23 protein-coding genes are annotated in these 25,426 nt (G+C 38.2%); 20 read left to right on the forward strand and 3 right to left on the reverse strand.

Translation table 11 applies throughout. The features are described from left to right. Positions 1–32: 32 nt before the first annotated feature. The 5 genes from NV377_RS01485 (at position 33) to NV377_RS01505 (ending at position 4,748) form a co-directional block, all read left to right on the forward strand. Entirely contained in the window at positions 33–698 is a 666-nt protein-coding gene (locus NV377_RS01485) for a TerC family protein (RefSeq protein WP_258199405.1), read from the forward strand. Positions 699–855: 157 nt separating this feature from the next. Further along, complete coding sequence (locus NV377_RS01490; RefSeq protein WP_258199406.1) at positions 856–1,335, forward strand: hypothetical protein; 480 nt, start codon at positions 856–858, stop codon at positions 1,333–1,335. A gap of 41 nt (positions 1,336–1,376) precedes the next feature. Continuing rightward, complete coding sequence (gene typA, locus NV377_RS01495; RefSeq protein ID WP_258199407.1) at positions 1,377–3,218, forward strand: translational GTPase TypA; 1,842 nt, start codon at positions 1,377–1,379, stop codon at positions 3,216–3,218. 36 nt (positions 3,219–3,254) lie between these two features. Further along, entirely contained in the window at positions 3,255–3,563 is a 309-nt protein-coding gene (locus tag NV377_RS01500; RefSeq protein WP_258199408.1) for a YlaH-like family protein, read from the forward strand. A 96-nt stretch (positions 3,564–3,659) separates the two neighbouring features. Then, on the forward strand, positions 3,660–4,748 hold the full coding sequence (locus NV377_RS01505; protein ID WP_258199409.1) for an LCP family protein: 1,089 nt from the start codon (positions 3,660–3,662) through the stop codon (positions 4,746–4,748). Positions 4,749–4,913: 165 nt separating this feature from the next. Here the strand turns inward: NV377_RS01505 and NV377_RS01510 are convergent, their stop codons facing one another. Further along, the gene (locus NV377_RS01510; RefSeq protein WP_258199410.1) at positions 4,914–5,504 is read right to left on the reverse strand and encodes a YhcN/YlaJ family sporulation lipoprotein; all 591 of its coding nucleotides are present in this window, start codon (positions 5,502–5,504) and stop codon (positions 4,914–4,916) included. Positions 5,505–5,602: 98 nt separating this feature from the next. Here NV377_RS01510 and NV377_RS01515 point away from each other — a divergent pair, with 98 nt between their 5' ends. Beyond that, complete coding sequence (locus tag NV377_RS01515; protein WP_258199411.1) at positions 5,603–6,940, forward strand: PhoH family protein; 1,338 nt, start codon at positions 5,603–5,605, stop codon at positions 6,938–6,940. Between the two features lie 191 nt (positions 6,941–7,131). Continuing rightward, complete coding sequence (locus NV377_RS01520; protein WP_258199412.1) at positions 7,132–8,469, forward strand: extracellular solute-binding protein; 1,338 nt, start codon at positions 7,132–7,134, stop codon at positions 8,467–8,469. Between the two features lie 70 nt (positions 8,470–8,539). Here the strand turns inward: NV377_RS01520 and NV377_RS01525 are convergent, their stop codons facing one another. Further along, complete coding sequence (locus NV377_RS01525; protein WP_258199413.1) at positions 8,540–9,661, reverse strand: coiled-coil domain-containing protein; 1,122 nt, start codon at positions 9,659–9,661, stop codon at positions 8,540–8,542. 205 nt (positions 9,662–9,866) lie between these two features. Here NV377_RS01525 and NV377_RS01530 point away from each other — a divergent pair, with 205 nt between their 5' ends. Continuing rightward, on the forward strand, positions 9,867–10,010 hold the full coding sequence (locus tag NV377_RS01530; protein ID WP_258199414.1) for a hypothetical protein: 144 nt from the start codon (positions 9,867–9,869) through the stop codon (positions 10,008–10,010). A 30-nt stretch (positions 10,011–10,040) separates the two neighbouring features. Here NV377_RS01530 and NV377_RS01535 read toward each other — a convergent pair whose 3' ends face one another. Then, positions 10,041–10,277: a DUF2626 family protein gene (locus NV377_RS01535; RefSeq protein WP_258199415.1), complete on the reverse strand. Its 237-nt coding sequence runs from the start codon at positions 10,275–10,277 to the stop codon at positions 10,041–10,043. Between the two features lie 268 nt (positions 10,278–10,545). On the opposite strand from NV377_RS01535, the gene NV377_RS01540 reads away from it, so the two are divergent. The 12 genes from NV377_RS01540 to mraY all read left to right on the forward strand — a co-directional run bounded on the left by NV377_RS01540 (position 10,546) and on the right by mraY (position 25,402). Then, positions 10,546–11,193 carry an RsfA family transcriptional regulator gene (locus NV377_RS01540; RefSeq protein ID WP_258199416.1) on the forward strand — a complete coding sequence of 216 codons (648 nt, stop codon included), beginning with the start codon at positions 10,546–10,548 and terminating at the stop codon, positions 11,191–11,193. A 150-nt stretch (positions 11,194–11,343) separates the two neighbouring features. Continuing rightward, positions 11,344–12,297, forward strand: coding sequence for a ketopantoate reductase family protein (locus NV377_RS01545; protein WP_258199417.1), 954 nt, complete (start codon positions 11,344–11,346; stop codon positions 12,295–12,297). A gap of 21 nt (positions 12,298–12,318) precedes the next feature. Then, entirely contained in the window at positions 12,319–12,708 is a 390-nt protein-coding gene (locus NV377_RS01550; protein WP_258199418.1) for a DUF3397 domain-containing protein, read from the forward strand. Between the two features lie 157 nt (positions 12,709–12,865). Further along, positions 12,866–14,509, forward strand: a complete 1,644-nt coding sequence (gene bshC / locus NV377_RS01555) for a bacillithiol biosynthesis cysteine-adding enzyme BshC (protein ID WP_258199419.1) — start codon at positions 12,866–12,868, stop codon at positions 14,507–14,509. Between the two features lie 214 nt (positions 14,510–14,723). Further along, complete coding sequence (locus tag NV377_RS01560; protein WP_258199420.1) at positions 14,724–15,980, forward strand: adenosylhomocysteinase; 1,257 nt, start codon at positions 14,724–14,726, stop codon at positions 15,978–15,980. A gap of 131 nt (positions 15,981–16,111) precedes the next feature. Beyond that, positions 16,112–16,549: a division/cell wall cluster transcriptional repressor MraZ gene (mraZ, locus tag NV377_RS01565; RefSeq protein WP_258199421.1), complete on the forward strand. Its 438-nt coding sequence runs from the start codon at positions 16,112–16,114 to the stop codon at positions 16,547–16,549. A gap of 28 nt (positions 16,550–16,577) precedes the next feature. Next, on the forward strand, positions 16,578–17,528 hold the full coding sequence (gene rsmH, locus NV377_RS01570; protein ID WP_258199422.1) for a 16S rRNA (cytosine(1402)-N(4))-methyltransferase RsmH: 951 nt from the start codon (positions 16,578–16,580) through the stop codon (positions 17,526–17,528). 12 nt (positions 17,529–17,540) lie between these two features. Then, positions 17,541–17,942, forward strand: coding sequence for a cell division protein FtsL (gene ftsL2, locus NV377_RS01575; protein WP_258199423.1), 402 nt, complete (start codon positions 17,541–17,543; stop codon positions 17,940–17,942). A 12-nt stretch (positions 17,943–17,954) separates the two neighbouring features. Next, entirely contained in the window at positions 17,955–20,222 is a 2,268-nt protein-coding gene (locus tag NV377_RS01580; RefSeq protein ID WP_258199424.1) for a penicillin-binding protein, read from the forward strand. 394 nt (positions 20,223–20,616) lie between these two features. Continuing rightward, positions 20,617–22,569: a stage V sporulation protein D gene (locus NV377_RS01585; protein ID WP_258199425.1), complete on the forward strand. Its 1,953-nt coding sequence runs from the start codon at positions 20,617–20,619 to the stop codon at positions 22,567–22,569. A gap of 465 nt (positions 22,570–23,034) precedes the next feature. Beyond that, positions 23,035–24,441 carry a UDP-N-acetylmuramoyl-tripeptide--D-alanyl-D-alanine ligase gene (locus NV377_RS01590; protein ID WP_308860047.1) on the forward strand — a complete coding sequence of 469 codons (1,407 nt, stop codon included), beginning with the start codon at positions 23,035–23,037 and terminating at the stop codon, positions 24,439–24,441. A 4-nt stretch (positions 24,442–24,445) separates the two neighbouring features. Continuing rightward, positions 24,446–25,402 (forward strand): phospho-N-acetylmuramoyl-pentapeptide-transferase, encoded by a 957-nt coding sequence (gene mraY, locus NV377_RS01595; protein WP_258199427.1) that lies wholly within the window; start codon positions 24,446–24,448, stop codon positions 25,400–25,402. Positions 25,403–25,426 lie beyond the last annotated feature (24 nt).

A 25,426-nucleotide genomic window follows, 5' to 3' on the forward strand; every position in this document is an offset into this window, starting at 1 on the left:
ATTCATACCTCTATTAAAGAGGAGGGGAGCATGTGGACAGCTTAATTATTTTTGTTGAAATCGTATTAATAAACTTGTTATTAAGTGGTGACAATGCCATCGTCATCGCAATGGTAAGTAATCAACTACCCATACATCAAAGGAACAAAGCGATGTGGTGGGGGACACTAGTTGCTGTGTTTTTAAGATGTTTTCTTGTATTACTTGCACTTCCATTACTTCAAATTCCCTTTCTACAAGCGTTCGGTGGATTGCTCTTGTTATATATATCAATTAAATTGCTTATTGATATGCAACAAGCACAACATCAAGAGATAAACATGAAGAAGGTAACACTTATGAGTGGAATCTGGACCATTATTACTGCAGATTTCGTTATGAGCTTGGACAATGTACTAGCTATAGCGGCAGTTGCCAAGGGAGATTTTATTCTTATTATGCTCGGAATTGCCCTTAGCATTCCGATGATTATTTGGGGCAGTAAACTGCTCGATCATCTAATGAAGAGGTTTCCTTTCTTAGCTTATATCGGTGCATCACTACTTGCATTTGCTGCTGGAGAGATGCTAATCAGAGATCAAGGGCTTCATGATATCATTTTTTATAAAATGACAAGCTCACTTACCTTAATTCCATTATTATGTATTCCATTGGTCATAATTGCAGCAATATTAAGGCAAAAACCGATTAGAAAATGAATGAATTTGGACATATTCCCACGATTTTTATTAATGGGAATATGTTTTTTTGTGCAAACCTACTCATAACCCTAGTTTTTTTGTCGCAATTCCGTTAAACTAATAAAGATATGGATACATTAACAGGTAATTATAGAATTAAGGAGCGGAACGTGTAATGAATAATAAATATTCCGCTGGGATACTTTTATTGCTTGCAGGGTTAGTCATTCTTCTAGGTAAATGGGGAGTATTTAGTTTTCTTGGCTCGATATTCTGGCCGATATTAGTTCTCATCCCAGGGATTCTTATTCATGTCCTTTACTTTGGTAGAGTGCTTCCAGCAATTACATTGGTTCCAGGCGGCATGTTGGTTGTGTATGCCATACTTTTTATTTTCTGTAATGCACTTGGATGGAGTAATTTGCGTTATCTTTGGCCGCTGTTTATTTTTGGTGTAGCACTAGGTATGTATGAGTACTACCTGTTTGGATCACCGAAACAGCGTTATATAAAGACAGCTGCTATTGGGCTTGGTGCAGCGTCAATTGTTGGCTTGTTGCTTGTTGCATTATGGGGCTGGGGCATTTATGTCGTAGCATTATTATGTGTTGGTGCTGGTCTTTACTTGATGTTTGGTACACGCAAGCGTAGGTAGACAAAAGAGTTTAACTAAAGAAAATGGAGTGGTAACAGTTAATGAAGGCAAGAGAAAATTTACGTAACATAGCAATTATTGCGCACGTAGACCATGGTAAAACAACATTGGTTGATAAGTTGCTTCAACAATCGGGAACATTCAAGGATCATGAAGCTGTACAAGAACGTGCAATGGATTCCAATGATATTGAGCGTGAACGTGGTATTACGATTTTGGCTAAAAATACAGCCATTAATTACAAAGATTATTTGATCAATATCGTAGATACACCTGGACATGCTGACTTCGGTGGCGAAGTTGAGCGTATTATGAAAATGGTTGATGGTGTACTACTTGTAGTTGATGCATTTGAAGGTTGTATGCCTCAAACGAAGTTCGTACTTCGTAAAGCACTTGAGTCTAACTTGACACCAATTGTTGTTGTTAACAAAATTGACCGTCCAAATGCTAGTCCAACTCAAGTTATTGACGAAGTATTAGACCTATTCATTGAATTAGGTGCTAATGATCAGCAATTAGAATTCCCAGTCGTATATGCTTCAGCATTGATGGGAACTTCAAGCATGAACGTTGATAAACAAGATGAAAATATGCAAGCACTTTATGAAACAATTATTGAAAATATCCCTGCTCCAACAGAGAGCACGGTTGATCCTCTTCAATTCTTAGTTACTTTGCTTGATTTCAACGAATATCTTGGTCGTATTGCGGTTGGCCGTGTAAACCGTGGTATTATTAAACAAGGTCAAACGGTTGCTGTTATTAACCGTGATGGCGTAACTAAACAAGCAAGAATTGAGAAACTATTTGGTTTCCAAGGATTGAAACGTTTAGAGATCGAAGAAGCGGGCGCTGGTGATATCGTTGCTATTGCAGGTATCCGTGAAATTAATATTGGTGAAACGATCGCTGATCCAGCGAATCCTGAAGCATTGCCAGTATTGAAAATCGATGAGCCAACATTGCAAATGACATTCGTTGTTAACAACTCTCCGTTTGCAGGTCGTGAAGGTAAATGGGTTACATCTCGTAAACTACGTGAACGTCTATTCAAAGAGCTTGAAACTGACGTAGCACTTCGTGTTGACGAAACAGATAGTCCAGACGCATTTATCGTATCTGGTCGTGGTGAGCTTCACTTAAGTATTCTTATCGAGAATATGAGACGTGAAGGGTTTGAACTACAAGTTTCTAAACCAGAAGTTATTGTTAGAGAAATTGATGGCGTGAAGAGTGAACCTTATGAGCGTCTTCTAATTGATCTACCAGACGAGAGCATGGGTGCTGTTATGGAAAGCCTAGGAACTCGTAAAGCTGAAATGATGAATATGGTTAATGATGGTTCTGGTCAAGTTCGTCTAGAATTCGTTATTCCTGCTCGTGGCTTGATTGGTTACCGTACTTCATTCCTAACACTAACTCGTGGTTATGGTATTATGAACCATGCTTTTGATAGCTATGGCGAATATGTTCCTTCTAACGTAGGTGGTCGTCACTCAGGCGTTCTAGTTAGTAGTGAAAACGGCACAACAACTTTCTATGGTATGATGGGTGTTGAAGATCGTGGTCACCTATTCCTAGAGCCAGGTGCTGAAGTTTACGAAGGTATGATCGTTGGCGAACATAACCGCGATAATGATATTATCGTAAATATCTGTAAAGAAAAACAATTAACAAACGTTCGTTCTTCGGGTAAAGACGACACTGTTAAATTGAAAACTCCAGTGCTATTCTCTCTTGAGCAAGCACTTGAATATTTGAATGATGATGAGTATTGTGAGATTACTCCTAAAACGATTCGTCTTCGTAAAAAAATCCTTAATAAGAGTGAGCGTGAACGTGCTGAGAAGCATCGTAAAGCTGCTCTAGCAAACTTATAATAAATAGTATGATAAGACTGTGAGGAGGTTGTAAGAATGCAAACATGGTTAAGTGAGCATATGCTCATTTCATATCTACTCATTCTTGGAATGACTTTTTTCATCTTTCAGAAGGTATTCCGTCCTCAACAGGCTAGATTACCATTAATTCGTGAGATTCTGTTGTATGCTACAATGATCTTTGGATCAGCTATTCTGCTTATTATGCAAGTAGATAAGCTACCTATTATTCAATGTATGGCCATTGCAATTGTTATGATGCTCACACTTCGTTTGCGCCAGTTATATGATAGCTGGAAAGGAAAATCTTCAACAGATAACAAAGTCAATACAGAAACAAAGTAATGATTTGATTAGAGCAGCACTCACACCATCCGTCTTTACGTTTGGCAACGGGTGCTGCTTTTTTATATTCTAATGAAAATAAGAGTAGGTGAATATATGAACAAGCAAATTTCAAAGAATGCACAACCACAACCGACCGAGAGTCGGGTGACTTCAAGAGGAACACGTAAACAGAAGAAGAGTAAAAAGAAAATAATTATTACGACGATCTTATCAATTATTATTATTATAGTTGCAGTAGTAGTATTATTCGGTACATACATAGTTAATAAGGTTAATAGTAAATTCCCAGAAATGAGTATTGTTACCGAGCAAGAGGGTGAACCAAATAGTATTGCTCCAATAGCAAAAGGTGAATCAGTAAAGGACAAGCCAGTAACTTTGGTTTTATTAGGAATTGATCAGCGCAAAGGTGGCGGTGGTTTGAACACTGACGTTATGTTAGTTGCTGCGCTAAATCCTATTACGAAAAAAGGGGCAGTTATTGCAATGCCTCGTGATACTCGAATCTCTTATTATAGTAAAGAAAAAGATGCAGTAGAAGTTCGTAAAGCGAATGCGTTTTATGCGAATTACTATGTAAAAGCTCAAAAAGATGGTGAAGATAAAAATGGAGCTATGCTAAAAGGGAAAGCAGCAGTGAGGGATGTGTTAGGACAGTTCTATGACATTCCCATTCAGTATGCAGTATCTGTTAATTTCCAGGGATTCAGAGATGTAGTTGATGTACTAGGTGGCATTCATGTTGATGTGGACATGCGAATGAAGTGGACGGATTCTCATGACGATACGGATATCGACTTGCAACCGGGCCCTCAAACGCTAAATGGGAAACAAACGTTAGATTTTGTACGCTTCCGTCAATCTAAAGCTAATCCCAATGCTTCTAGTGATTTTGAACGAAATAATAGACAAAGTATCGTTCTTTCCGCTATTATGAAAAAAATGATATCACTTGGTGGTATTACGAAGATCGGTGACGTCATAGATGAAGTGAGTGATGATGTTTATACCGATATGCCTACTTCAGAATTAACCCGTATGTTGTCAACTTATTATAATATTAATATGGATAATATTACATTTATGAGTTTACAGGGAAAATGGGATAATCCTTACGTAATAGCAAGTGAAGAATCACTTGCTGAAGCTAAGCAATTATTACAATCTATATTAGCAGAATGAGTAGCATGAACATATCATATACTATCAATAGTTAAGCTTCGATTATCACATAAAAGTGAAATGAAGGGGGAAAAGCTATGGTCGTATTATGGGAGCTACAACACATAGCTTTATTTCAATATGAAACGAAGGAAGCCTAGTGGCTACACTAGGCTTTTTGTGTATTTATTTCCCTTTTAAGCTATGCTCCGTATCTTTTACCAAATCGTCGGGAGTATTGTATGTTTTGTCCTTAGTTGTTGCTTTGTATTGAAGATCTTTTTGAGAAGGCATGAGATCTGCGGGAACTTGCGGGATAATACGTCCTACAATATCTGATAGCTCCTCAGCGATGCCCATTACAGGATGTCCTGCGGAGATATCTGCACTAATCTCCTTAATGCGTTCACCAAGATCCATATCCGCTGTTACGATTGCATTGATGCCATACGTATCATTGCGAAATGCTTCAGCAACGGAGTATTTAATGACTCCAACGCGTGATCTTTCTAGATCTGCGTTAACATCGATACCGACTATTGCATTATTTCCCATGATAACAACATGAGCATTGTTAACTCCTTCGACACTTTTTGCTAGCTCCTCAAGATGTGCAATTGTATCTTGGTGATTGCTAGAGATATTTTGTTGCTTAACAGATTGAGTATTGATGTTCTCATTTTGATTGGTGGAGGGTGATTTATTACTACTGTTCATACTACTGCAGCCAGATAGCAACAGTAACAGAGCTGTTATCATGACTAGTTCCTTTTTCATTTGCTTCACCTCTGTATATAACATGTTTGTACTTTCATAGTGTAACCGTAATGGCTGTTAGCTATGTATGCTAACCATGAAGATGGGGAGGAACTAATATGGGGAAAATAATTGTGCTCGATACAAACGTATTATTGCATGATCCAAAATCAATATTTGCTTTTCCTGATGATGAAGTTGTTATTCCAGCAATTGTTCTGGAGGAAATTGATTCGAAGAAGAGACTTGCTGACGAGTTGGGTCGAAACGCAAGATCTGTATCTCGATTGTTAGATAAAATTAAAGAAGATGGAAAGTTACACTCCGGAATCATACTCGATACAGGTGGGATTATTCGAGTGGAATTGAATCATCGTAATTTTGCACAGATACAAGAGATGTTCGGAGAAATTACGAATGATCATCGAATTATTGCCGTTGCATTGAATTATCATAATGAGCAAAATTTACTACCAGAAGAAGAACGTCAAAGTGTTGTACTCGTCAGTAAAGATGTACTAATGAGAATTAAAGCTGATGTGCTAGGACTTGAAGCGAAAGATTATGTCAGTGATCCTAATATTCAAGAAAGTGATCGATATCTTGGCTTCTTCAATATGCAAGTGCATCCGTCTATAATCGATGAATTTTATAATCAAAGATTTCTCACCATTAATAATTTACAATTAAGACAACGATTTAATCCACATGAATTTATTATTTTGAAAGATGAGATGGGTACTACCAAATCAGCCTTATTAAAGGTTAATGCTCAAGCAACGAAGTTAGAGCCGTTATTTCTAAGCAATGATCCTGTGTGGGGGATGACCCCGCGTAATGCACAACAACGTATGGCACTAGAATTGTTATTGAATGATGATGTTCCACTCGTAACTTTGACTGGTAAAGCAGGTACGGGGAAGACGCTGTTAGCACTTGCTGCAGGCCTTATGAAAGTAGAAGATGAACGAAAGTATAAAAAATTGCTTATAGCAAGACCCGTTGTTCCAATGGGTAAAGATATTGGTTATTTGCCCGGGGAGAAAGATGAAAAATTACGTCCTTGGATGCAACCGATTTATGATAATCTTGAATTTTTATTTGATACAAAAAAATCAGGAGATATTGATAAAATATTGATGGGACTGGGAAGTATTCATGTTGAGGCATTGACGTATATCCGTGGACGATCAATACCTGGCCAATTCATTATTATTGACGAAGCGCAAAATCTTACAAGTCATGAAATTAAAACAATCGTGTCAAGGGTCGGAGAGGGTAGCAAAATAGTTTTGGTAGGTGATCCTGAGCAAATTGATCATCCATACCTAGACTCTATGAGTAATGGTTTAACTAACATTGTGGAGAAATTTAAACAGGAGCAACTAAGCGGACATATTACGTTAGAAAAAGGCGAGCGATCCAAACTAGCACAATTAGCAGCCGATTTGTTATAAATGAAAACAGCCGTTAGACATTCATAGCTGAAATGTCTAACGGCTGTTTTTTTATCTAATTTCACACAAAAATTAAGGTAAAAATATACTGAAATTCCATTTAACATTGATTATAGAAGGATGAAAGCGATATACTTACTGTTAGGAAATTGATATACTTGAAGTATTCCGTGACGTAAAGGAGATAAGTTGTGTTCAATAGACGTTACATATTGTTGATGCTAGGTTCTATGGTGATCATTATAGTAGCTTTTATCTTTTTGACACGCGAATTGAACTGGAATTATGTAAGTGATCTATATAAAGATAAAGATGAACCTGCCGCTATAATTGTTGATCAAGAAAAAGTTATTGAAACTGAGCAATTACACATATTCGTTTCACTAGATGAAGAACAGTTTGAACGGTTAGATCAGTTAAGAATATTGATCGAAGACTCGAATCCTAATATTGAAGTGACTTTAACGAATCAATATGCAGAACAATATGATTATGATGAATGGGAACTAAAGTCTAAGCTAGATGAACTTGGTGATGTACAACTTGTTCCAAACGAGTGGATATTGCCTTTAGCTACGAAAGGCTTGTTACAGCCGGTAGATCGTTTAATGAATAGTGATTCTTTAGCAAGTCATTTGCCAGGCTATACAGATGCATTGAGATGGAATGGCTATCTATGGGGAGTTCCATATTCTAGTAATCCATACATTATCTTATCTCATAAATTACTACAAGAGTTTGTCGATGAAGCTGTTGAAAACCCTATTGACGATGCTGTTGATGTTACTAAAGAACCGATAGAGGAAATTATACATAATAATATACCAGAAATTGTGAATGAAGTTGAGGTAGCAACAAGTAGTAATTGGGATCATATGTTAGAAATGCTTGCCAAAGTAGAGCGAAATGACACTGAAATTGATTTGCTTAATATTGCTGATAATAGCTATAACTCTATGCTGGTCTGGTTAACTTATGGTGATCTTGCCAGACAGAGTGGAATATCGAATAGGGAGTTAAGTGAGGAGCAACTAACGATTGTACAATGGTTAGCTGAGCATGAGCATAAAATTCAACTAGATAATGCTATAGAGGAACCCAATGTAGAAAAGGAAAATTGGCCACTTTACTATATGACATCATGGGAAGAATTTATGTCCAGTGAAGAAGAGTTATTCGAGCAATATGATTCAAATGAGCTGCTCATACCAGTGCCATGGCTTAATGGATATAGTTTTGTTATTCAAGCCAATAGCAAACAAGCGGTTGCTGCGATTGAATGGATTGAGCATGTTACGCAATTAGCTAGTACAAATGCACAGAACTACAAAGAAGCTCCAACTAGAAATATGGAATACACACTAAGTAGTAGTGCTGTTGTAAATAATATTGGGAATTTGTTGAATCAGAAGTTAACGGAATCGCAACTGATGAATGTATCACCAAATTGGCCGGCAGAATATTTGAGTGTGAAACAACAGTGGGATCAGGCTTCTTTACTATCGGACAAACTTAAATTATTACAATAATAACAAAATGGCAAGTACAAGCCCCTTTTTGGTGCTAGTACTTGCCATTTTGTTATGTAAATGTTCGGGCCTAGAGGGATAACTGCAGTTCAATAGTTAATGTTCCATCACTTGTTGTTACTGATTTTGCGCGAAGCAAAGATAGAATATAGGAAGGATAGAAGTTCAAATTGAATTGTGACTCAAGATCATTTTTAGTTTCATCAGGTAATAAGAATCCATTGAAATAGAGCTCATCAACAGTAAATTGTATATAGTTAGTTGGCTCTTCTATAAGTGAATAGTGACCTTTAATTTCAATTTCAATATTATCCCGTTTCCCACGCGCAATGATGGCATTTTCTAAGAAAATAAACTCGAAATCATTAAACATTTTATTCTGATTTCTTAAGAAGCTATTAAGAGCATCATCAGGTAATTCAATCGTATATTTGAAGCCCTTCATCGAGATATATTGCTGATTTTCCTGTAACCAAGTTGGCAGCTCATTCATAGACTTTGCTAGCTCTTGGAAATAGGTTTTCACTTCAATAAGACCTTTGTCTTCCCAGAAAGTAGTTAACTGCTCAATCAGTAATTGAACTCGATCGGCATCGGTTCTTCCTGCCAATTGTTCGTCGATTTGTTGTTCTAGCGCAACGACACGTTTGCGTTGTAATTGTAGTTCTTCTTGGAGTGCTGTAAGTTTATTCTGTTCAACTTTGTAAGCATCGTAACTCGTTTGCAGCACGCGATATTCATCTACATAAGAGGTTAGTATTTCCCTATCATTTGAAATAATAATTTCTACAAATTCGATAGCGAGAAGTAATCCCTCGAGTGTATCGCTTTTAAGAAAATTAAGAAAGATACCATCTCTCTCACCCATATAGTAAGCAAGAAGTACTTTACCAGCCTGATCACGTTTTTCAGCAATTTGATCTTCTTGCTGAGCAATTTGATCTTCCGTTAACGTTAACGTTTGTTGCAAAACTTCAAGCTTTTGACCGATTCGACCGATCTCTTTGTCTAGTTCTACTACAGAGAGACTCGATTGTAATATCTGCTGCAGATCCTCGTCCTCATCAGTTTGTGTAGGTGATATCGATTCTATAGTTGGCTCAGCAATTGCGGAAGGAGTCGTTATAGTATAAAACATGAGTACCGCTAGCAAGCATATGATGATACGTGGTTTCATCACGATTAGATTCAACGCTACCTTACCTCCTAAAACTTTTCGTAGCTTAATAAGATACTTCCTTGTGAGAAAAGCATTAGCTTATCCATAATTGTATGCAATAGCATGACCTATTATTTCTTACATTTGCTTTATGAACCACCTATTAAATTGAAAGTTCAAAAAGCGGGCTTTAAGAACCGAGAAGATGGAACGCTACTTGAGGAAGGAGGAAATGCAAGTGTACATGTCTAGTACAGGCGTACCAGACTTTCCAAGTTCGTTTCATATTCGATGTCGAATAACCTACAAAACCAGTCATCGTTATCAAAGTCCGCTATTTGAACTACCTCTAATAATGGAAACAGGTCGTACAAGTAATTAACCTGTACGACCTGTTTGAAAATTTGATGTCTTAGAAAGGAATACTCATTTCGAATACCGACCAATAGGTGAATCCTACAAATGAGATCACCATATATCCCCAGAACATCGTTATGTAAGTTTTTTCTGAGAAATTCAAATATCCTAGGAAAGCGAATGCAACAGCTTGTGCAAAGAATAATAGAGAAAACTCATACATATGTCCAGCAAAAGCCATCAATGCGATTATTAAGCACCAGAAACCTAGTACTCTATACATACGTGCCATACAGCAACCCCCTTTCATGATGAACGACCTAATTTCCTAAATCTCATTATATCGCTAGCAGTAACAACTGTAAACATCCTCCATGTCTAAAAACCGAAAATATTTCATCATATTTGTGAACTTGTTCATAGTATGTACATGATTATTAGAAAAAATGTATGAGTTTTTTTGAAATTGGTTATACAAAATAGTAACCAATAGATTCTATGAACTCTACTAAGCACATAGAATCTAAGTAAGTGCCTTTACGTTAGGAGGTTATAATAGCATGACAGCTATAAGACAAGATGCATGGAGTCAGGATGATGACTTAATGCTCGCAGAAGTAACACTGCGCCATATTAGAGAAGGTAGTACTCAGCTTTCAGCCTTTGAGGAAGTTGGTGAACGTATTGGTCGTACATCAGCTGCTTGTGGGTTCCGTTGGAATAGTTTTGTTAGAAAACAGTATGATGAAGCTATTCAAATCGCAAAACAACAACGACATAAACGTAATTATATGAAGAAACAGGTGGCTTCACTTCCACAAGTATCATCTATAACGATGTTTGAAACAGATGAAAGACCTATTAGAATGGAACAAGGTTCAATAGAAGAGAGTATGTCTATTGATTCAGTCATTCGTTTTTTACGCGAATGGAAAATGACGTATCAAGATTTAGCGCGCCAAATCCGTAGTTATGAAAAATCATTGAAAGATCGTGAAGATGAACTATATCGACTTCGTCAAGAAAATGAAAGATTGGCGAAAGAAGTAAATATCGTTCAAACCGATTACCATGCTGTGAATGATGATTACAAAACATTAATTCAAATTATGGATCGTGCAAGAAGATTAACAGTTCTTTCAACTGAAGAAGAGAAAAAACCTCGATTCAAAATGGATGCAAATGGTAACCTGGAGAGAATTGAATAGAGTTTGAGGTGGGAGAAGTGTTACTATATATAGTAACACTTTTTTTATTGCTATAAAGAGGAAGTTCAAAAAGCTGAATTTGATAACGATGTGGTGAATGATACAAACTTAAAACGTATGTAAAACTTGTTGAAAGGTATGTGGATAACCATGAGGTTTGAAATCATTGGTAATGGTGCAATAGGTACGTTGTATGGAGCCAAGCTTATACAAGCTGGGTATGCTGTACATTTTTGGACAAGATCGATCGAACAAGCCGAATTTCTGAGAACAGAAGGAATTACGTTAGTAGATAGAGCAGGTAAAAGTAGAACAGAAACGCAGGGGACATATAGATCACTTAAAGAGTTTGCTTTGCATCCATTAGACTTTAGTTCAACAGATGAAATATACATATTACTTACCGTGAAACAAACTCAATTAGATAATGAGCTGTTAGCTCAAATTAAGCTGCTTTTACAGCAATATGAGAATTGTACTTTAGTAGCCTTTCAAAATGGTATAGGACATATTGAAAGATTAGCAGAACTATCGAATAAGCCGATAATAACAGCTGTGATAAGCGAGGCCGCACTAAAAGTACAATCTAACGAAGTACATCATACAGGAGCCGGACTAACCAACCTAGGTGATCAATTAGGTCGTGATTCTGATAAGATACATCAGAAAATATTGGAAGAAGTGTTATTTCAGGCAGGATTTAAGACATTGGTGTCGAAAAACATCAGAGAAGCGATCTATCGTAAATTAATTGCAAACGCAGTCATCAATCCATTAACTGCCCTTTTTGGTGTGAAGAATGGAAAACTATCGTCTGACTCTACTAGATTGCAGTTAATGAAACAACTGTTTGAAGAGACTAGAACTATTTTAGCTTTTGATGAGTTAGAAATTAGTAATGTAAGCTTTGACCAAGTACTACATATTTGTGAAGCAACATCCAGTAACACTTCTTCGATGTTAAGCGATGTTTTGGCTCATCGGGTGACAGAGATACTTGCCATTAATGGAGCAATTGTGAAAATCGCTTCGAAACATGGATATGAAGCAGGTCTTAATATGGCCATAGTACAATTAATATTAGCACTACATCCTGAAAAATAGGGGAGTGAATAATAGTAGCTTATGTGGGATTTTATTAGAAATATCTTCTCGGGGATTGCAATTATACCAATTTTTCCTTTTATTATTGTTTTTTTAGGATATGGTGCATTTGTAAAAGACCGTAAGAAAGCAATTCGTGTAGCAATGGACGTATCTACCATATTTTTCATACCTTGTGTCGCTGCATTGTTTAATGAATTATTTAATAGCGAATTTGGTATATATGGAATATTGTTAGTCATGATAATAGGAGGAGGATTACTTGGAAACATGCACTATCGTAAAGATGGCATCATTCCATGGAAGAAGATCCTTCGAGTCGTATGGCGTATTACGTTTTTCGCTACTGCATTTCTATATATCATTTTTATTATTGTTATGTTGTTACAACTGGCATTTACTGTTTCTTAATATAGAAACATCAAACGTCTCTACTTTAGTAGGGACGTTTTTCTTTTGACTTGAAACTTAGCTATTGTGTACAATGACACAGTAATGAGTTATCGTTATATAGTGTATTTAGTTTAGAAGTAAAACACATAGTGAAGTTTGAGGAGGTAGTGAGGCAGTGGTCGATCTACATAAATATGAATTACCTATTGCTCAAGCATTATCAGCAGATTATATAGAAGGTAAGCAGCAAGTTATCGAAACGCTGTATGGCTACTATGCTGGTAATACAGAGGATTGGATTAAGCGCTCGACGAGATTAACCCAATTGCAACATACTCGCGTGGAAAGTAGCTCATTAGCAAATGTGCTTAAAGCATACAATGAACGTTTGTCTGCAAGTGAAGAAACGTTAGCTAATATTGATCACATTGCACACGGAGCAAAAGTTGTAATTGGTGGACAACAAGCTGGTATTTGGACAGGGCCCTTACTAGTTGTCCATAAAGCAGTTTCTGTTATACAAGCAGCATTATCAGCAAGCGAGCAGCTACAAGAGAAAGTAGTTCCTGTATTTTGGATTGCTGGTGAAGATCATGATTGGGATGAAGTGAATCATACTTATTTGATCTCAACAGAACAGCAATTGAAAAAACTATCTATAAATAGAGATGCTTCGTTAAGAACATCTGTAAGTCGAACATCCATTAGCACGGAACAATGGCAAGAAGCATTAGAAGAATTGTCACAGCAATTACCAGGATCTGAATTTAAAGAGCAGCTTATTCTAGATCTGCAACTAATGGGAGAAAAGTCAACTTCATTATCTGATTTCTTCGGAAATATGTTGAGCGCATTATTTGCTAAGTACGGGTTAGTACTTATTGATTCTGATGATCCACAAGTTAGAGAAATTGAGAGTAGCATGTTCAATAAGCTATTGAAACGTAATGATGAATTAGAACAGGCATATCTTCAATCTGCACAGGCTGTTCGAGATTTAGGTTATTCACTTCAAGCAGATGTAACAGTGAATAGTGCTAACTTGTTTCTATTTGTTGAGGAAAGTCAAAATGATCGGGTCTTGTTATATAAAGAGAATGGTGAATTCCGTGATCGTAAAAACCAGTATCATTGGACGATGCAACAACTAGAGGAATTGTTGGAAAACAAACCTCAAAGTTTCAGTAACAACGTATTAACACGTCCGTTAATGCAAGATTATCTATTCCCAGTACTGGCGACTGTACTTGGTCCTGGAGAAATTTCATATTGGGGCTTAACAAAACAAGCATTTGAAGTTCTAGGAATGGAAATGCCTATTATTGTACCTCGTATGTCATATACACTTGTCGAAGGTATTATTGCTAAAAATATGACTAAATACGAATTGTCATTCGCTGATGTGATGGATCATTTCCAAGAGCGTAAGCAACAATGGCTACATGATCAAGATGAATTACATGTTGCAGATCAATTCAAACATGTGAGAGAGCAATTCACAGCAATGTATGCTCCACTCATTGAACTTGCTGGATCGATTCAAAGTGGTTTATCTAAGCTTGGTGATACAAATATGAACAAAATTATAGAGCAAATGACTTATATGGAAGCAAAGACAGTAGATGCACAGCAGAAACAGTTTGAAGCTGCTATTCGTCAATTAGATCGAGTTGAACTTTCGTTGAAACCTAGCGGTAAACCACAAGAACGAGTACTGTCTATGATTTCATATTGGAATAGATATGATAAAGCGTGGTTAGATGCAATTTTTGCGGTGACTTATTGTAGAACAGGTGGGCATGAGATAGTATACTTATAGTATAGGAAGTTCAAAAAGCAGACGTTGATAACGAAGATTGGAACTTTAGTATATTCAGCTTCGAAGCTTCCATTCATCGGAAGACAAGTATAATCTTCCGATGAATGTTTCTTTCAGATACAATTCAGCTACTTGCCTATTAGCAAGCGCTCTTGTACTACATATAATAAGTTGTTGGTTCAAATTCATTATTGTTAATTATAGGAGGATGATTATGAACGTTTTAGAAAAAAGTATTATTACTGACATTTCACTTGCCCCTGAAGGACATTTGAAAATTGATTGGGCAAGTAGTCATATGCCTGTCTTGAATGAAGTACGTGCACAGTTTGAGAAAGAACAACCTTTCAAAGGGTTGAAGGTTTCAATTTCTTTGCATTTAGAAGCGAAGACAGCTTACTTAGCTAAAGTCGTTCAGGCAGGTGGAGCAGAGGTTACGATTACAGGAAGTAATCCACTTTCAACACAAGATGATATTTGTGCAGCTTTGGTAGAAGATGGTATAACTGTTTTCGGCAAATATAATCCATCTCCAGAAGAATTCAAGATGCTTAATATGAAAGCTTTGGAAAGTAATCCTGATCTAATCATTGATGATGGTGGAGACCTTGTTACATTATTGCATACTGAAAGCAAACAACATGCAGTTAATGTACGCGGTGGTGCTGAAGAAACGACAACGGGTATCATCCGTTTGAAAGCTTTGGAAAAAGAAGGAACACTTACTTTTCCGATGGTTGCTGTAAATGATGCATACTGCAAATACTTGTTCGATAACCGTTATGGTACAGGACAATCTGTATTTGATGGAATAAATGGTACTACTAACTTAGTTATCGCTGGTAAAACAGTAGTAGTCGCTGGTTATGGTTGGTGTGGTAAAGGTGTTGCAATGCGTGCTAAAGGTCTTGGTGCCAGCGTTGTTGTAACAGAAATAGATCCGATTAAAGCTGTTGAAGCTTACATGGATGGTTTCAAAGTTATGCCAATGGTAGAAGCAGCGAAAATTGGTGATTTATTCGTTACAGTAACAGGTAACCGTGATGTTATTCGTAAAGAGCATTATGAAGTGATGAAAGACGGAGCGATTCTTTCGAACGCTGGTCACTTTGATGTAGAAGTGAACAAAGTAGACCTTGACGCAATGAGTGTGGGCAAACGTACTGTTCGCCGTAATATCGAGGAATACAAACTAGCAGATGGTCGCAAATTCTATTTACTTGCAGAAGGTCGTCTTGTAAATCTAGCTGCTGGTGATGGTCATCCCGCAGAAATTATGGATATGACGTTTGCACTTCAAGCGTTAAGCTTGAAATATGTAAATGATCAATACAAAGCAATTGGTAAGCAAGTTGTTAATGTCCCTTACGACATTGATCAACAAGTTGCTAATTTGAAATTAGAAGCGCTTGGCATGGGGATTGACTCTTTAACGCAAGATCAAGTGGCTTATCTTGATAGCTGGGAATAAAAAATAAATAAAATAATTAGAGAATCCTGCTTATAAAAGCAGGATTTTTCTTTTGTGTGGCGAAATAGTCTTACTTAGTGGTGGAAAGTGGAGCGAAGTGGAGTGAAAAGGGGAAGGGGTGGAGCGAAATTATGTTTATGGGAGAATATCAACATAGCATTGACGACAAAGGTCGTATTATAATCCCAGCTAAATTTCGTGATCAACTCGGATCAACCTTTGTAGCAACACGCGGCTTAGATAATTGCTTGTTCATATATCCTGCAAGTGAGTGGGTAGTATTAGAGCAAAAATTAAAAACTTTACCATTAATGAAAGCAGATGCACGTGCCTTTACAAGGTTTTTCTTCTCTGGCGCGATCGAATGTGATTTGGATAAGCAGGGTCGTATCAATCTACCTCAACATCTAAGAGAGTATGCAAAGCTTGAAAAAGATTGCATGGTATTAGGTGTTTCCAATCGGGTAGAGGTATGGAGTAAGTCATCTTGGGAAGGCTATTATGAAGAATCAGAGCAAACATTTAATGAGATCGCTGAAAAACTTGTAGACTTTGATTTTAATTTCTAATAGGACAACATGAATTGGGGGATTTAACGTGTTTTTGCATACAACAGTTTTATTGGAGGAAGCAGTCAAAGGGCTTAACATTAAGCCTAATGGAATATATGTCGACTGTACGCTTGGTGGAGCGGGACATAGCCAGCTAATTGCCGCATCATTAGGGGATCAGGGACGTCTTATTGCTTTCGACCAGGACGACTGGGCACATGAGAATGCAAAGGTTAAGCTTGCCCCTTATATGGATAAAGTTACGCTTGTTCGCAGCAATTTCCGCTATCTTGAACAGGAGTTAAAGCATTGCAATGTACCTATGTTGGACGGAGTTCCACAAGTTGATGGTATTTTATTCGATTTGGGTGTTTCCAGCCCTCAGCTTGACGAAGCAGAACGTGGATTCAGTTATAATCAAGACGCTCCATTAGATATGCGTATGGATCGTGACGAGGAATTGACGGCTTATCATATTGTGAACGAGTGGGATGAAAGAGATATTGCTCGTATTCTTGATCGATATGGAGAAGAAAAGTTTGCTCGCAACATCGCTCGTTCCATTGTGAAAATCCGCCAGACTAATGCGATTGAATCAACGGAACAATTAGCAGAGATTGTGAAAAATGCAATTCCTGCAGCTACTAGACGTACTGGAGGGCATCCTGCTAAGCGTTCATTCCAAGCACTCCGAATAGCTGTGAATGATGAGCTTGGTTCAGAGGAAGAAGCTTTAGAAGCAGCAGTGCGTTGCACAGCTCCTGAAGGAAGAATTTCCGTAATAACATTCCATTCGTTAGAAGATCGTATTTGCAAACAAACATTTGTTAAATACGTAGAAAAATGTTCTTGCCCACCTGATTTTCCAATGTGTGTTTGTGGTACGAAAGGTAAGTTGAAATTAATAACACGTAAGCCAATCTTGCCAAGTGAGCTAGAGATTGAACAAAACTTACGAGCAAGATCAGCCAAATTAAGAATAGCAGAAAAGCTGTAGGGGGGATTAATCGTGGCCTATCAATATGGTAATTTAGCAGTGAAACCTAAGCGTAAAGAACAAGAAGAGTACATCATACGTGAAACAAAGAAAAAAGTCGTTCGTAAAAAACCTATACCAGCAGGGGAAAAAGTATTATATCTTGCCGCTGTACTATTAGCAGTTATCATCTCAGGAGTTATCATATTTAGGTATGCTGATATTTACTATGGTAATTTGCAAGCTAAGCAAATTAATAGTGAAATGAAAGCAATGACGATTGAGGTTGAACAACTACAGCGTGAAGTTCAAACGTTAAGTGATCCTGAACGCATTCGTGAGTTTGCGGAATCTTTAGGAATGGTAAGTAGCCTAGATACAGGAATCATTGTCAAGAAGCCGAGCTCATCTGGAGCAACGGCAAAGCTTGAATAGGAAGTGATAGAGATGATAAAACGAATTAAATTACGTACACTACTACTTGGAGGGGTAATCACCCTCCTTTTTCTCTTTCTTATTTTTCATATTTATAAAGTTCAAGTAGTAGAAGGGTCGATGTGGCTGCAATTAGCAGAAAAACGTTGGTCTACTTCGGAAACTTTCAAATCAAAGCGAGGTACTATTACAGACCGCTCAGGTAATGTACTTGCGATGGATGCTATAGCATATAACGTGTCTATTAATCCAAAATTGATCCATGGTGCTGGAATAGAAGATGAAGTGTCTGAGGCGTTAAAGACGATTCTTGGTATGCCAGAGGATACGGTTAATTCTAATGTGAATGCTAAGCGTGATGATGGAACTTATTACTCTAATCGTGAATTACGTAAAGGCGGCTGGCAAATCGAAAAAGAAGTGGCCGATCAATTGAAAGCATTCTCGGATGAATTGAAAAAGAAATTATCTATGGAAAAAAAAGCGGCAGATACAGGCATTTATATCGAAGAGACCTATGAGCGTATCTACCCACAACATAAAATAGCGTCTCAATTAATAGGTTATATTAGTATTGATGGTGAGAATAAGATGGGTGTGGAATCGACATTCAATGACTTATTAACTGGATCTGATGGTCATATTTCCTACCAAAAGGATGGTCAGAAAGTTCAGATCGCTGGTAGTGATGTAGAATATGTTGCTCCCAAAAATGGGCAGAAGATTGAATTAACAATAGATGCTGATATTCAAGGTTATGCTGAAGAAGCTCTTCGTAGTGTTGTTCAACAGTATAGTCCGAAAAGTGCTACTGCTATTGTTGCAGATCCTAATACGATGGAAATTTTAGCGATGGCTAATATGCCAGATTTCGATCCGAATAACTATGGAGATAGCGATTATAGTAACATGTACAATCATGCTGTTGGCTCGCTGTATGAGCCTGGTTCGACTTTCAAGATTGTAACGTTAGCTGCAGCTATTGAAGAAGGCGTATTTGACCCAGATGAGTTATATCAATCAGGTTCGATCTATGTTCCTGGCGATCCAAATCCGATTCGTGATCATAACAGATATGGTTGGGGTAAAATTTCTTTTCTGCAAGGATTGAAATTTTCCAGTAACGTTGCCTTTGTTAAATTAGGATTTGAACGTCTTGGTGGCGAGAAGTTGAAAGCGTACTTTAATAATTTCGGGTTTGCTCAAAAAACAGGAATTGAAATTCCTAACGAAGCAGTAGGTACAATTCGCTTCCAATATAATCGTGAGATTGCTGCCGCTGCCTTTGGACAAGGTGGTGTCGTAGTAACACCAATTCAACAGATAGCAGCAGTTGCTGCCGTTGCTAACGGCGGAGAATTAATGCAGCCATATATTGTGAAAAGTAAAACAGACCCAACTACACAAACAACGATTGTAACAGAACCAACCACTGTTCGTAGAGTTATTTCTGAGGAATCCTCTAAACTTGCCAATGAGTACTTAGAACAAGTAGTATCCGATCGAATTGATGGTACTGGTCGTAACGCTTATATTGAAGGTTATCGTGTGGCTGGAAAAACTGGTACAGCACAAAAGGTAATTGGTAATAAGTATTCGTCTGATAAGTACGTCGTTTCCTTCATAGGATATGCACCAGTAGATGATCCGCAACTAATCGTTTTAGTAATAGTAGATGAGCCTAACGATAAAAACGCTGGTGGTAGTAAAGTAGCTGCACCAGTATTCCGTGAAATTATGCTGAAAAGTTTAAGAAAGCTTAATATTGCTCCTAACTATGAAAATATTGCAGTAGAAGAAGGCGAAACACCGACAGAAGTAATGATAACTACACCTGATGTTACAGGGATGAAAGGAGGACTTGCCAAAGAAAAACTTAAAAACGCAGGTCTTCCATTCGAATTTATTGGTGATGGTTCTATTGTAGAACAACAGATTCCTACTGCTGGAACGCTAGTTCATCCGACTCAAACCGTCTACCTAGTGACTGAGCAGAAAGAGAATCTGAGCATACCTGATCTTACAGGTGTATCGCTACGTGATGCTGTAGAAATTGCCGCGTTACTCGGCGTACAACTGAAAATAGAAGGTGCTGGATATGTCTACTCGCAACAGCTTATCGAAGATGGGAAATCAAAAGTGTTGAACATTATGTTGTCTCCGCTGAAGGAGTCGGAATATTACGTTGATGGAACGTTGGATAAAGCTGATAAAGATGTGACGGATGGTCTAGACGAGACAGATGATGGTGCAGAAGAACAATCAACATCTGGGGAGTAGTATTAATCTTGAACAAGGAATTCTCTAATGCATGCTAACTTTTGCGAGTGTGGCGCTACGGTGACCAATCGCTGTTTCTATCGCAGTTGTCCTCGGATTTAATAAATCCGAGGACAAAAACGACTGCTATCGTTTTTCCATGAGCGATTAGTCCTCTTTCGCTACTATGTGCGGGGTAGCAGCGTCTCACAATCAAAATAATTTTGTCATGCAATAAGCGGTAGTTACACTCATGAGTCCGAATGGTACAGGTTCTATCTTGTCCGAATTATGAATAGCATGTAGAGAGCAAAGTAACGCTTTTGCTATGTATGTTCTTAATTCAAGCTTACGATGTACTTTTATTTCCATAGCTATTATGGAGAAGTGCAGAAAAGTTGTAGGGGGATAGAGTATGAAAGTTTCTAATGTGACGGTTAGAAGAAGACTGTTCACCATTCTCATGTTTGCAATTATCGCTTTTGTTGGTTTAAGTGTTCGGTTAAGTTATGTCCAGCTTATTCAAGGTGCGGAGTTATCAGAGAAAGCGGAAAATTCTTGGCGCCGTAATATACCTTATGTCGCAAATCGTGGTGAAATATGGGATCGTAATGGAGTACGACTAGCTTATAACGTAAGTACACCGACTGTGTGGGCCATTCCTGTTCAAGTGAAAGAAAAAGAGAAAACAGCACAAACATTAGCACCATTACTAGATATGACGGTAGATGAAATCTTAACGAAAGTTTCAAAAACGCAGATGATTATTCAACTAGGTCCTGGTGGTCGTAAGATGACTACGGAGCAGGCGACTACAATTAGAGCTTTAAGTTTACCGGGGATTGTAGTTGCAGAAGATAATAAGCGTTATTATCCGTATGATCAACTTGCTGCTCATATACTTGGATTTACAGGTATCGACAACCAAGGCTTAACGGGAATGGAACTTACCTATAACGAACGATTAACTGGTACGCAAGGAATGGTTTCGTTTCTATCTGATGCTGCCGGTAGACAAATGCCTAACTCATCTGATACATATGTAGAGCCACAAGAGGGATTGACACTGCAACTTACGATTGATCAGCAAATCCAGACTGTGATGGAACGTGAATTAGATCAAGCGATGACCGGATTGAACGCTAACGCTGTTATGGCAATAGCGATGAATCCAAATACGGGTGAAATATTAGCAATGGCTAGTAGGCCAGGTTATAGTCCTAGCAATTATCAAGAGGTGGATGCATCAGTCTACAACCGCAATCTGCCAATTTGGATGACATATGAGCCTGGATCAACTTTCAAAATTATTACGTTAGCTGCTGCGCTTGAAGAGAAGAAGGTTAATTTACAGACCGATAGCTTTTATGATGGTGGTGCTGTAGAGATTGGTGGAGCTAGACTACGTTGCTGGAAAAAAGGTGGACATGGTAGCCAAAGCTTTTTACAAGTCGTTGAGAACTCTTGTAATCCAGGGTTTGTAGAACTGGGTAATCGTCTAGGCAAAGATAAACTTTTCGAATATATTAGAAACTTCGGATTCGGAACAAAAACTGGTATTGATATCGGTGGAGAAGAAAACGGGATTCTATTCAAATTAAGTCAAGTTGGTCCTGTTGAGTTAGCGACAACGGCATTTGGTCAAGGGGTATCTGTTACTCCGATTCAACAAATTACTGCCGTGTCAGCCGCCGTCAACGGCGGCACGCTTTACAAGCCATATGTCGCCAAAGCTTGGATTAATCGTGATACAGGGGAAATAGTACAATCGAATGAACCGACTGTAGTCAGACAAGTAATTTCAGAAGAAACATCTAAGCAAGTTCGTGAGGCGCTAGAAAGTGTTGTAGCGAAAGGAACAGGCAGAAATGCATTTATAGACGGTTATCGTGTGGGAGGGAAGACAGGGACTGCTCAGAAGGTCATTGACGGCAGGTACTCGACAACCGAACATATTGTATCGTTTATTGGGGTAGCTCCTGCAGATGATCCTCAAATCGTTATCTACGTTGCAGTAGACAATCCAGAAGGTATTCAATTCGGTGGCGTTGTTGCGGCACCGATTGTACGTAACATTATGGAAGATGCTCTGCAAATATTAGAAGTACCAAAACGTACAGATCAAATCGATCGCTTATATAAATATGGTGAAACTCCAATCGTTGAAGTGCCTAATCTTATTGGGCAATCCGTATCTGAAATATATGAAGATATGAATATGAATTTCATGCTTACAAGTGCAGGATCAGGTAAAGTCGTAATTAAGCAGGCGCCTGCAGCTGGAGAACGTGTTGATCGGGGGTCGACTATACGTATTTACTTAGGGGATGAGGGTGACCTCTCCTTAAAGGATATTCATAATCACTGACTGTGATCACGCGGTAACGCGCTGTAGCTTAGTCGGCGTCGAAGATGCCGTCCATCGAAAGCCTGCGTGTGCTCACGTACACAAAACGTACGCTGTGCTACTCGTTTTCGCTGGAGGCCATCTTCTTGGCGGGCGACAACCCACGATTTTGAACTTTCATTTGAAGTCTCGTGCTAAAGTTTCTTCGCTCTTGTAATAGAATCGTACACGTAGCTGGGCTTCGTTTCAAAGTGCTTGATGATTGGGGACTTGGAAGATGACTTCATTAGAAATTTCACATGAGGTCTTGAAATGACAATTTCTTAGCGATTTATTACTAAATATTTGGTATGTTTCTAACGTGATAGACATAATTGTTAAAAATAGCTATTGAATTGGCAAGCTATTCAGATGTAGTATAGTTGACGGGTATAAATATTTGGAAAGAACTAGAGATTGATACATAGTTTTTTCAAGAAGGAGATAATGACATTGATTACTAGAACAGTTGCGCAGCTCGCAGAGATGAGCGGTGCTATTCTAAAGAGTGATAATACAGAGTTGGTCGTGCAAGGTGTTATGACGGACTCGCGAACTGTGGGTGGGCAATTGTTCGTTCCGCTTGTAGGGGAACACTCAGATGGTCATCAACATATTTATCATGCTGTAGAAAAGGGCGCAACAGCGGCACTTTGGAAAAAAGGTGTGCCTGTTCCTGAAGATTTGCCACATATTCCTTTCTTGCTTGTTCGTGATCCATTAGCAGCTTTGCAAAAGCTTGCAATGAATTATCGAAGTGAATTATTTACAAGAGTAGTCGCAATTACAGGAAGTAATGGTAAAACAACGACGAAGGATATGACCGCAGCTTTATTATCTACAGTATACAAGGTGAGTAAGACACAAGGGAATTTCAATAATCATATCGGACTTCCATTAACAATTTTGGCATTAGAAGAGGATACAGATATTGTGGTAGTTGAATTGGGAATGAGTGGCTTTGGTGAAATTGAATTATTAACCCAAATAGCTCAACCTGATGTTGCGATTATTACAAATATCGGCGATGCCCACATGTTGCAACTTGGTAGTCGCAATGGAATAGCTCAAGCTAAACTTGAAATTGTGCATGGGCTTGGTGATGAAGGTGTATTCATCTACAACGGTGATGAGCCATTGATTGAAGAAGAAATGAATAAACTGCATATAGTATCGTCTTTGGAGAAAAAGCGTTTTGGATTAGGAGCGAGTAACGACTGGTCAGCGGCTAACATTGAGCTAGATCCATTTGGTAGTCGCTTTGAAGTATTATATATGGGCGAGTCGTGTAATGTAGGACAGCAACATATTACTACGCCAGGTCGTCATAATGTGAGTAATGCTTTGGCAGCCATTGCAGTCGCTCGCTTGTTCGGCGTAGCCGCTAATCTTATTCAAGAAGGCTTTAATCGACTACAATTAACAGGTATGCGAATTGCTCCTACAAAAGCACATAATGGAGCCATTGTACTAAATGATGCATACAACGCTAATCCAACGGCAACTCGAGCTGCCATTGATCTACTAGGAAGCGTAACTGGCTTCCGTAAGAAATGGTTAGTTCTAAGTGATATGCTAGAGCTTGGTCCCGATGAAATCGCTATGCATGTTGACATGGGTCAATATGCGACAAGTGATAAAGTAGATGCCATCATTACGTATGGTAATCTCGCTGCTCATATCGTTGAAGGTGCGAAAGATCATTTTTCTGAAGAACAACTACAATATTTTACAACAAAGGAAGAGCTGATCGATTGGCTATTGCCTCATATTTCACCTGATGACCTTGTACTTGTTAAGGGATCACGAAGTATGAAGATGGAGCAGGTTGTCGAAGCTTTAGAAAAGGGGTGAGTGTATGGACATGATGGTCATTCTATTATCATTAGGCGTTTCATTCATACTAGCAGTTTTAATTGGACCATTGTTCATACCGTTACTGAAACGATTAAAATTCGGACAGCAGATACGGACAGACGGTCCACAGTCACATTTGAAAAAGAGTGGTACTCCAACAATGGGTGGAGTTATTATCATGCTTGCGTTGTTAATTTCATTCGTAAAGTTTGCTGAGATTTCTAGTGAATTTTGGGTGCTATTAACGGCATCGCTTGGTTTTGGGATTGTAGGATTTCTTGATGATTATATTAAAATAGTATTTAAACGTTCACTTGGTCTAACAGCAAAGCAAAAGCTTGCAGGACAACTATTGTTCTCAATTATCGTTTGCGCACAACTATACAATATGGGTCATAGCACAGAGCTTCTTATCCCTGGAACAGAAATTGGTTTTGATCTAGGTTGGTTCTATTATCCATTTGTAATTATTATTTTGTTTGCTGCAAGTAACTCTGTAAACTTTACAGATGGTATTGATGGTCTATTGGCAGGAACAAGTGCTATAGCATTTGGCGCATTTACAATCGTTGCACTGTTAGCAGATTCATACGATGCTGCAATCTTTTCAGCGGCAATGGTAGGGGCAGTATTAGGTTTTTTAGTATACAATGCACATCCTGCTAAAGTCTTCATGGGTGACATGGGATCTCTCGGTATCGGTGGCGGTATTGCGGCAGTAGCCATTATAACAAAAACAGAGTTGCTCTTAGTTATTATTGGTGGAGTGTTCGTCTTGGAAATGTTATCTGTTATAATTCAAGTAGCATCATTCAAAATTCGAAAAAAACGCGTCTTCCGTATGAGTCCGATACATCATCACTTTGAACTTTCTGGATGGTCTGAGTGGAAAGTAGATGCCGTATTCTGGACGGTCGGTTTAGTGCTCGCTGTTATAGGTTTATTGCTAGTTCTATAAGAGGAAGTTCAAAACAGCCGCTTG

Source organism: Paenibacillus endoradicis, assembly GCF_024721975.1.

Bases quoted from the DNA above. Each gene is read 5' to 3' on its own strand.
- NV377_RS01490 (WP_258199406.1), top strand. From the start codon at position 856: ATGAATAATAAATATTCCGCTGGGATACTTTTATTGCTTGCAGGGTTA.
- typA (WP_258199407.1), top strand. From the start codon at position 1,377: ATGAAGGCAAGAGAAAATTTACGTAACATAGCAATTATTGCGCACGTA.
- NV377_RS01500 (WP_258199408.1), top strand. From the start codon at position 3,255: ATGCAAACATGGTTAAGTGAGCATATGCTCATTTCATATCTACTCATT.
- NV377_RS01505 (WP_258199409.1), top strand. From the start codon at position 3,660: ATGAACAAGCAAATTTCAAAGAATGCACAACCACAACCGACCGAGAGT.
- NV377_RS01510 (WP_258199410.1), bottom strand. From the start codon at position 5,504: ATGAAAAAGGAACTAGTCATGATAACAGCTCTGTTACTGTTGCTATCT.
- NV377_RS01515 (WP_258199411.1), top strand. From the start codon at position 5,603: ATGGGGAAAATAATTGTGCTCGATACAAACGTATTATTGCATGATCCA.
- NV377_RS01535 (WP_258199415.1), bottom strand. From the start codon at position 10,277: ATGGCACGTATGTATAGAGTACTAGGTTTCTGGTGCTTAATAATCGCA.
- NV377_RS01540 (WP_258199416.1), top strand. From the start codon at position 10,546: ATGACAGCTATAAGACAAGATGCATGGAGTCAGGATGATGACTTAATG.
- NV377_RS01545 (WP_258199417.1), top strand. From the start codon at position 11,344: ATGAGGTTTGAAATCATTGGTAATGGTGCAATAGGTACGTTGTATGGA.
- NV377_RS01550 (WP_258199418.1), top strand. From the start codon at position 12,319: ATGTGGGATTTTATTAGAAATATCTTCTCGGGGATTGCAATTATACCA.
- NV377_RS01560 (WP_258199420.1), top strand. From the start codon at position 14,724: ATGAACGTTTTAGAAAAAAGTATTATTACTGACATTTCACTTGCCCCT.
- mraZ (WP_258199421.1), top strand. From the start codon at position 16,112: ATGTTTATGGGAGAATATCAACATAGCATTGACGACAAAGGTCGTATT.
- NV377_RS01580 (WP_258199424.1), top strand. From the start codon at position 17,955: ATGATAAAACGAATTAAATTACGTACACTACTACTTGGAGGGGTAATC.
- NV377_RS01585 (WP_258199425.1), top strand. From the start codon at position 20,617: ATGAAAGTTTCTAATGTGACGGTTAGAAGAAGACTGTTCACCATTCTC.
- NV377_RS01590 (WP_308860047.1), top strand. From the start codon at position 23,035: ATGACATTGATTACTAGAACAGTTGCGCAGCTCGCAGAGATGAGCGGT.
- mraY (WP_258199427.1), top strand. From the start codon at position 24,446: ATGGACATGATGGTCATTCTATTATCATTAGGCGTTTCATTCATACTA.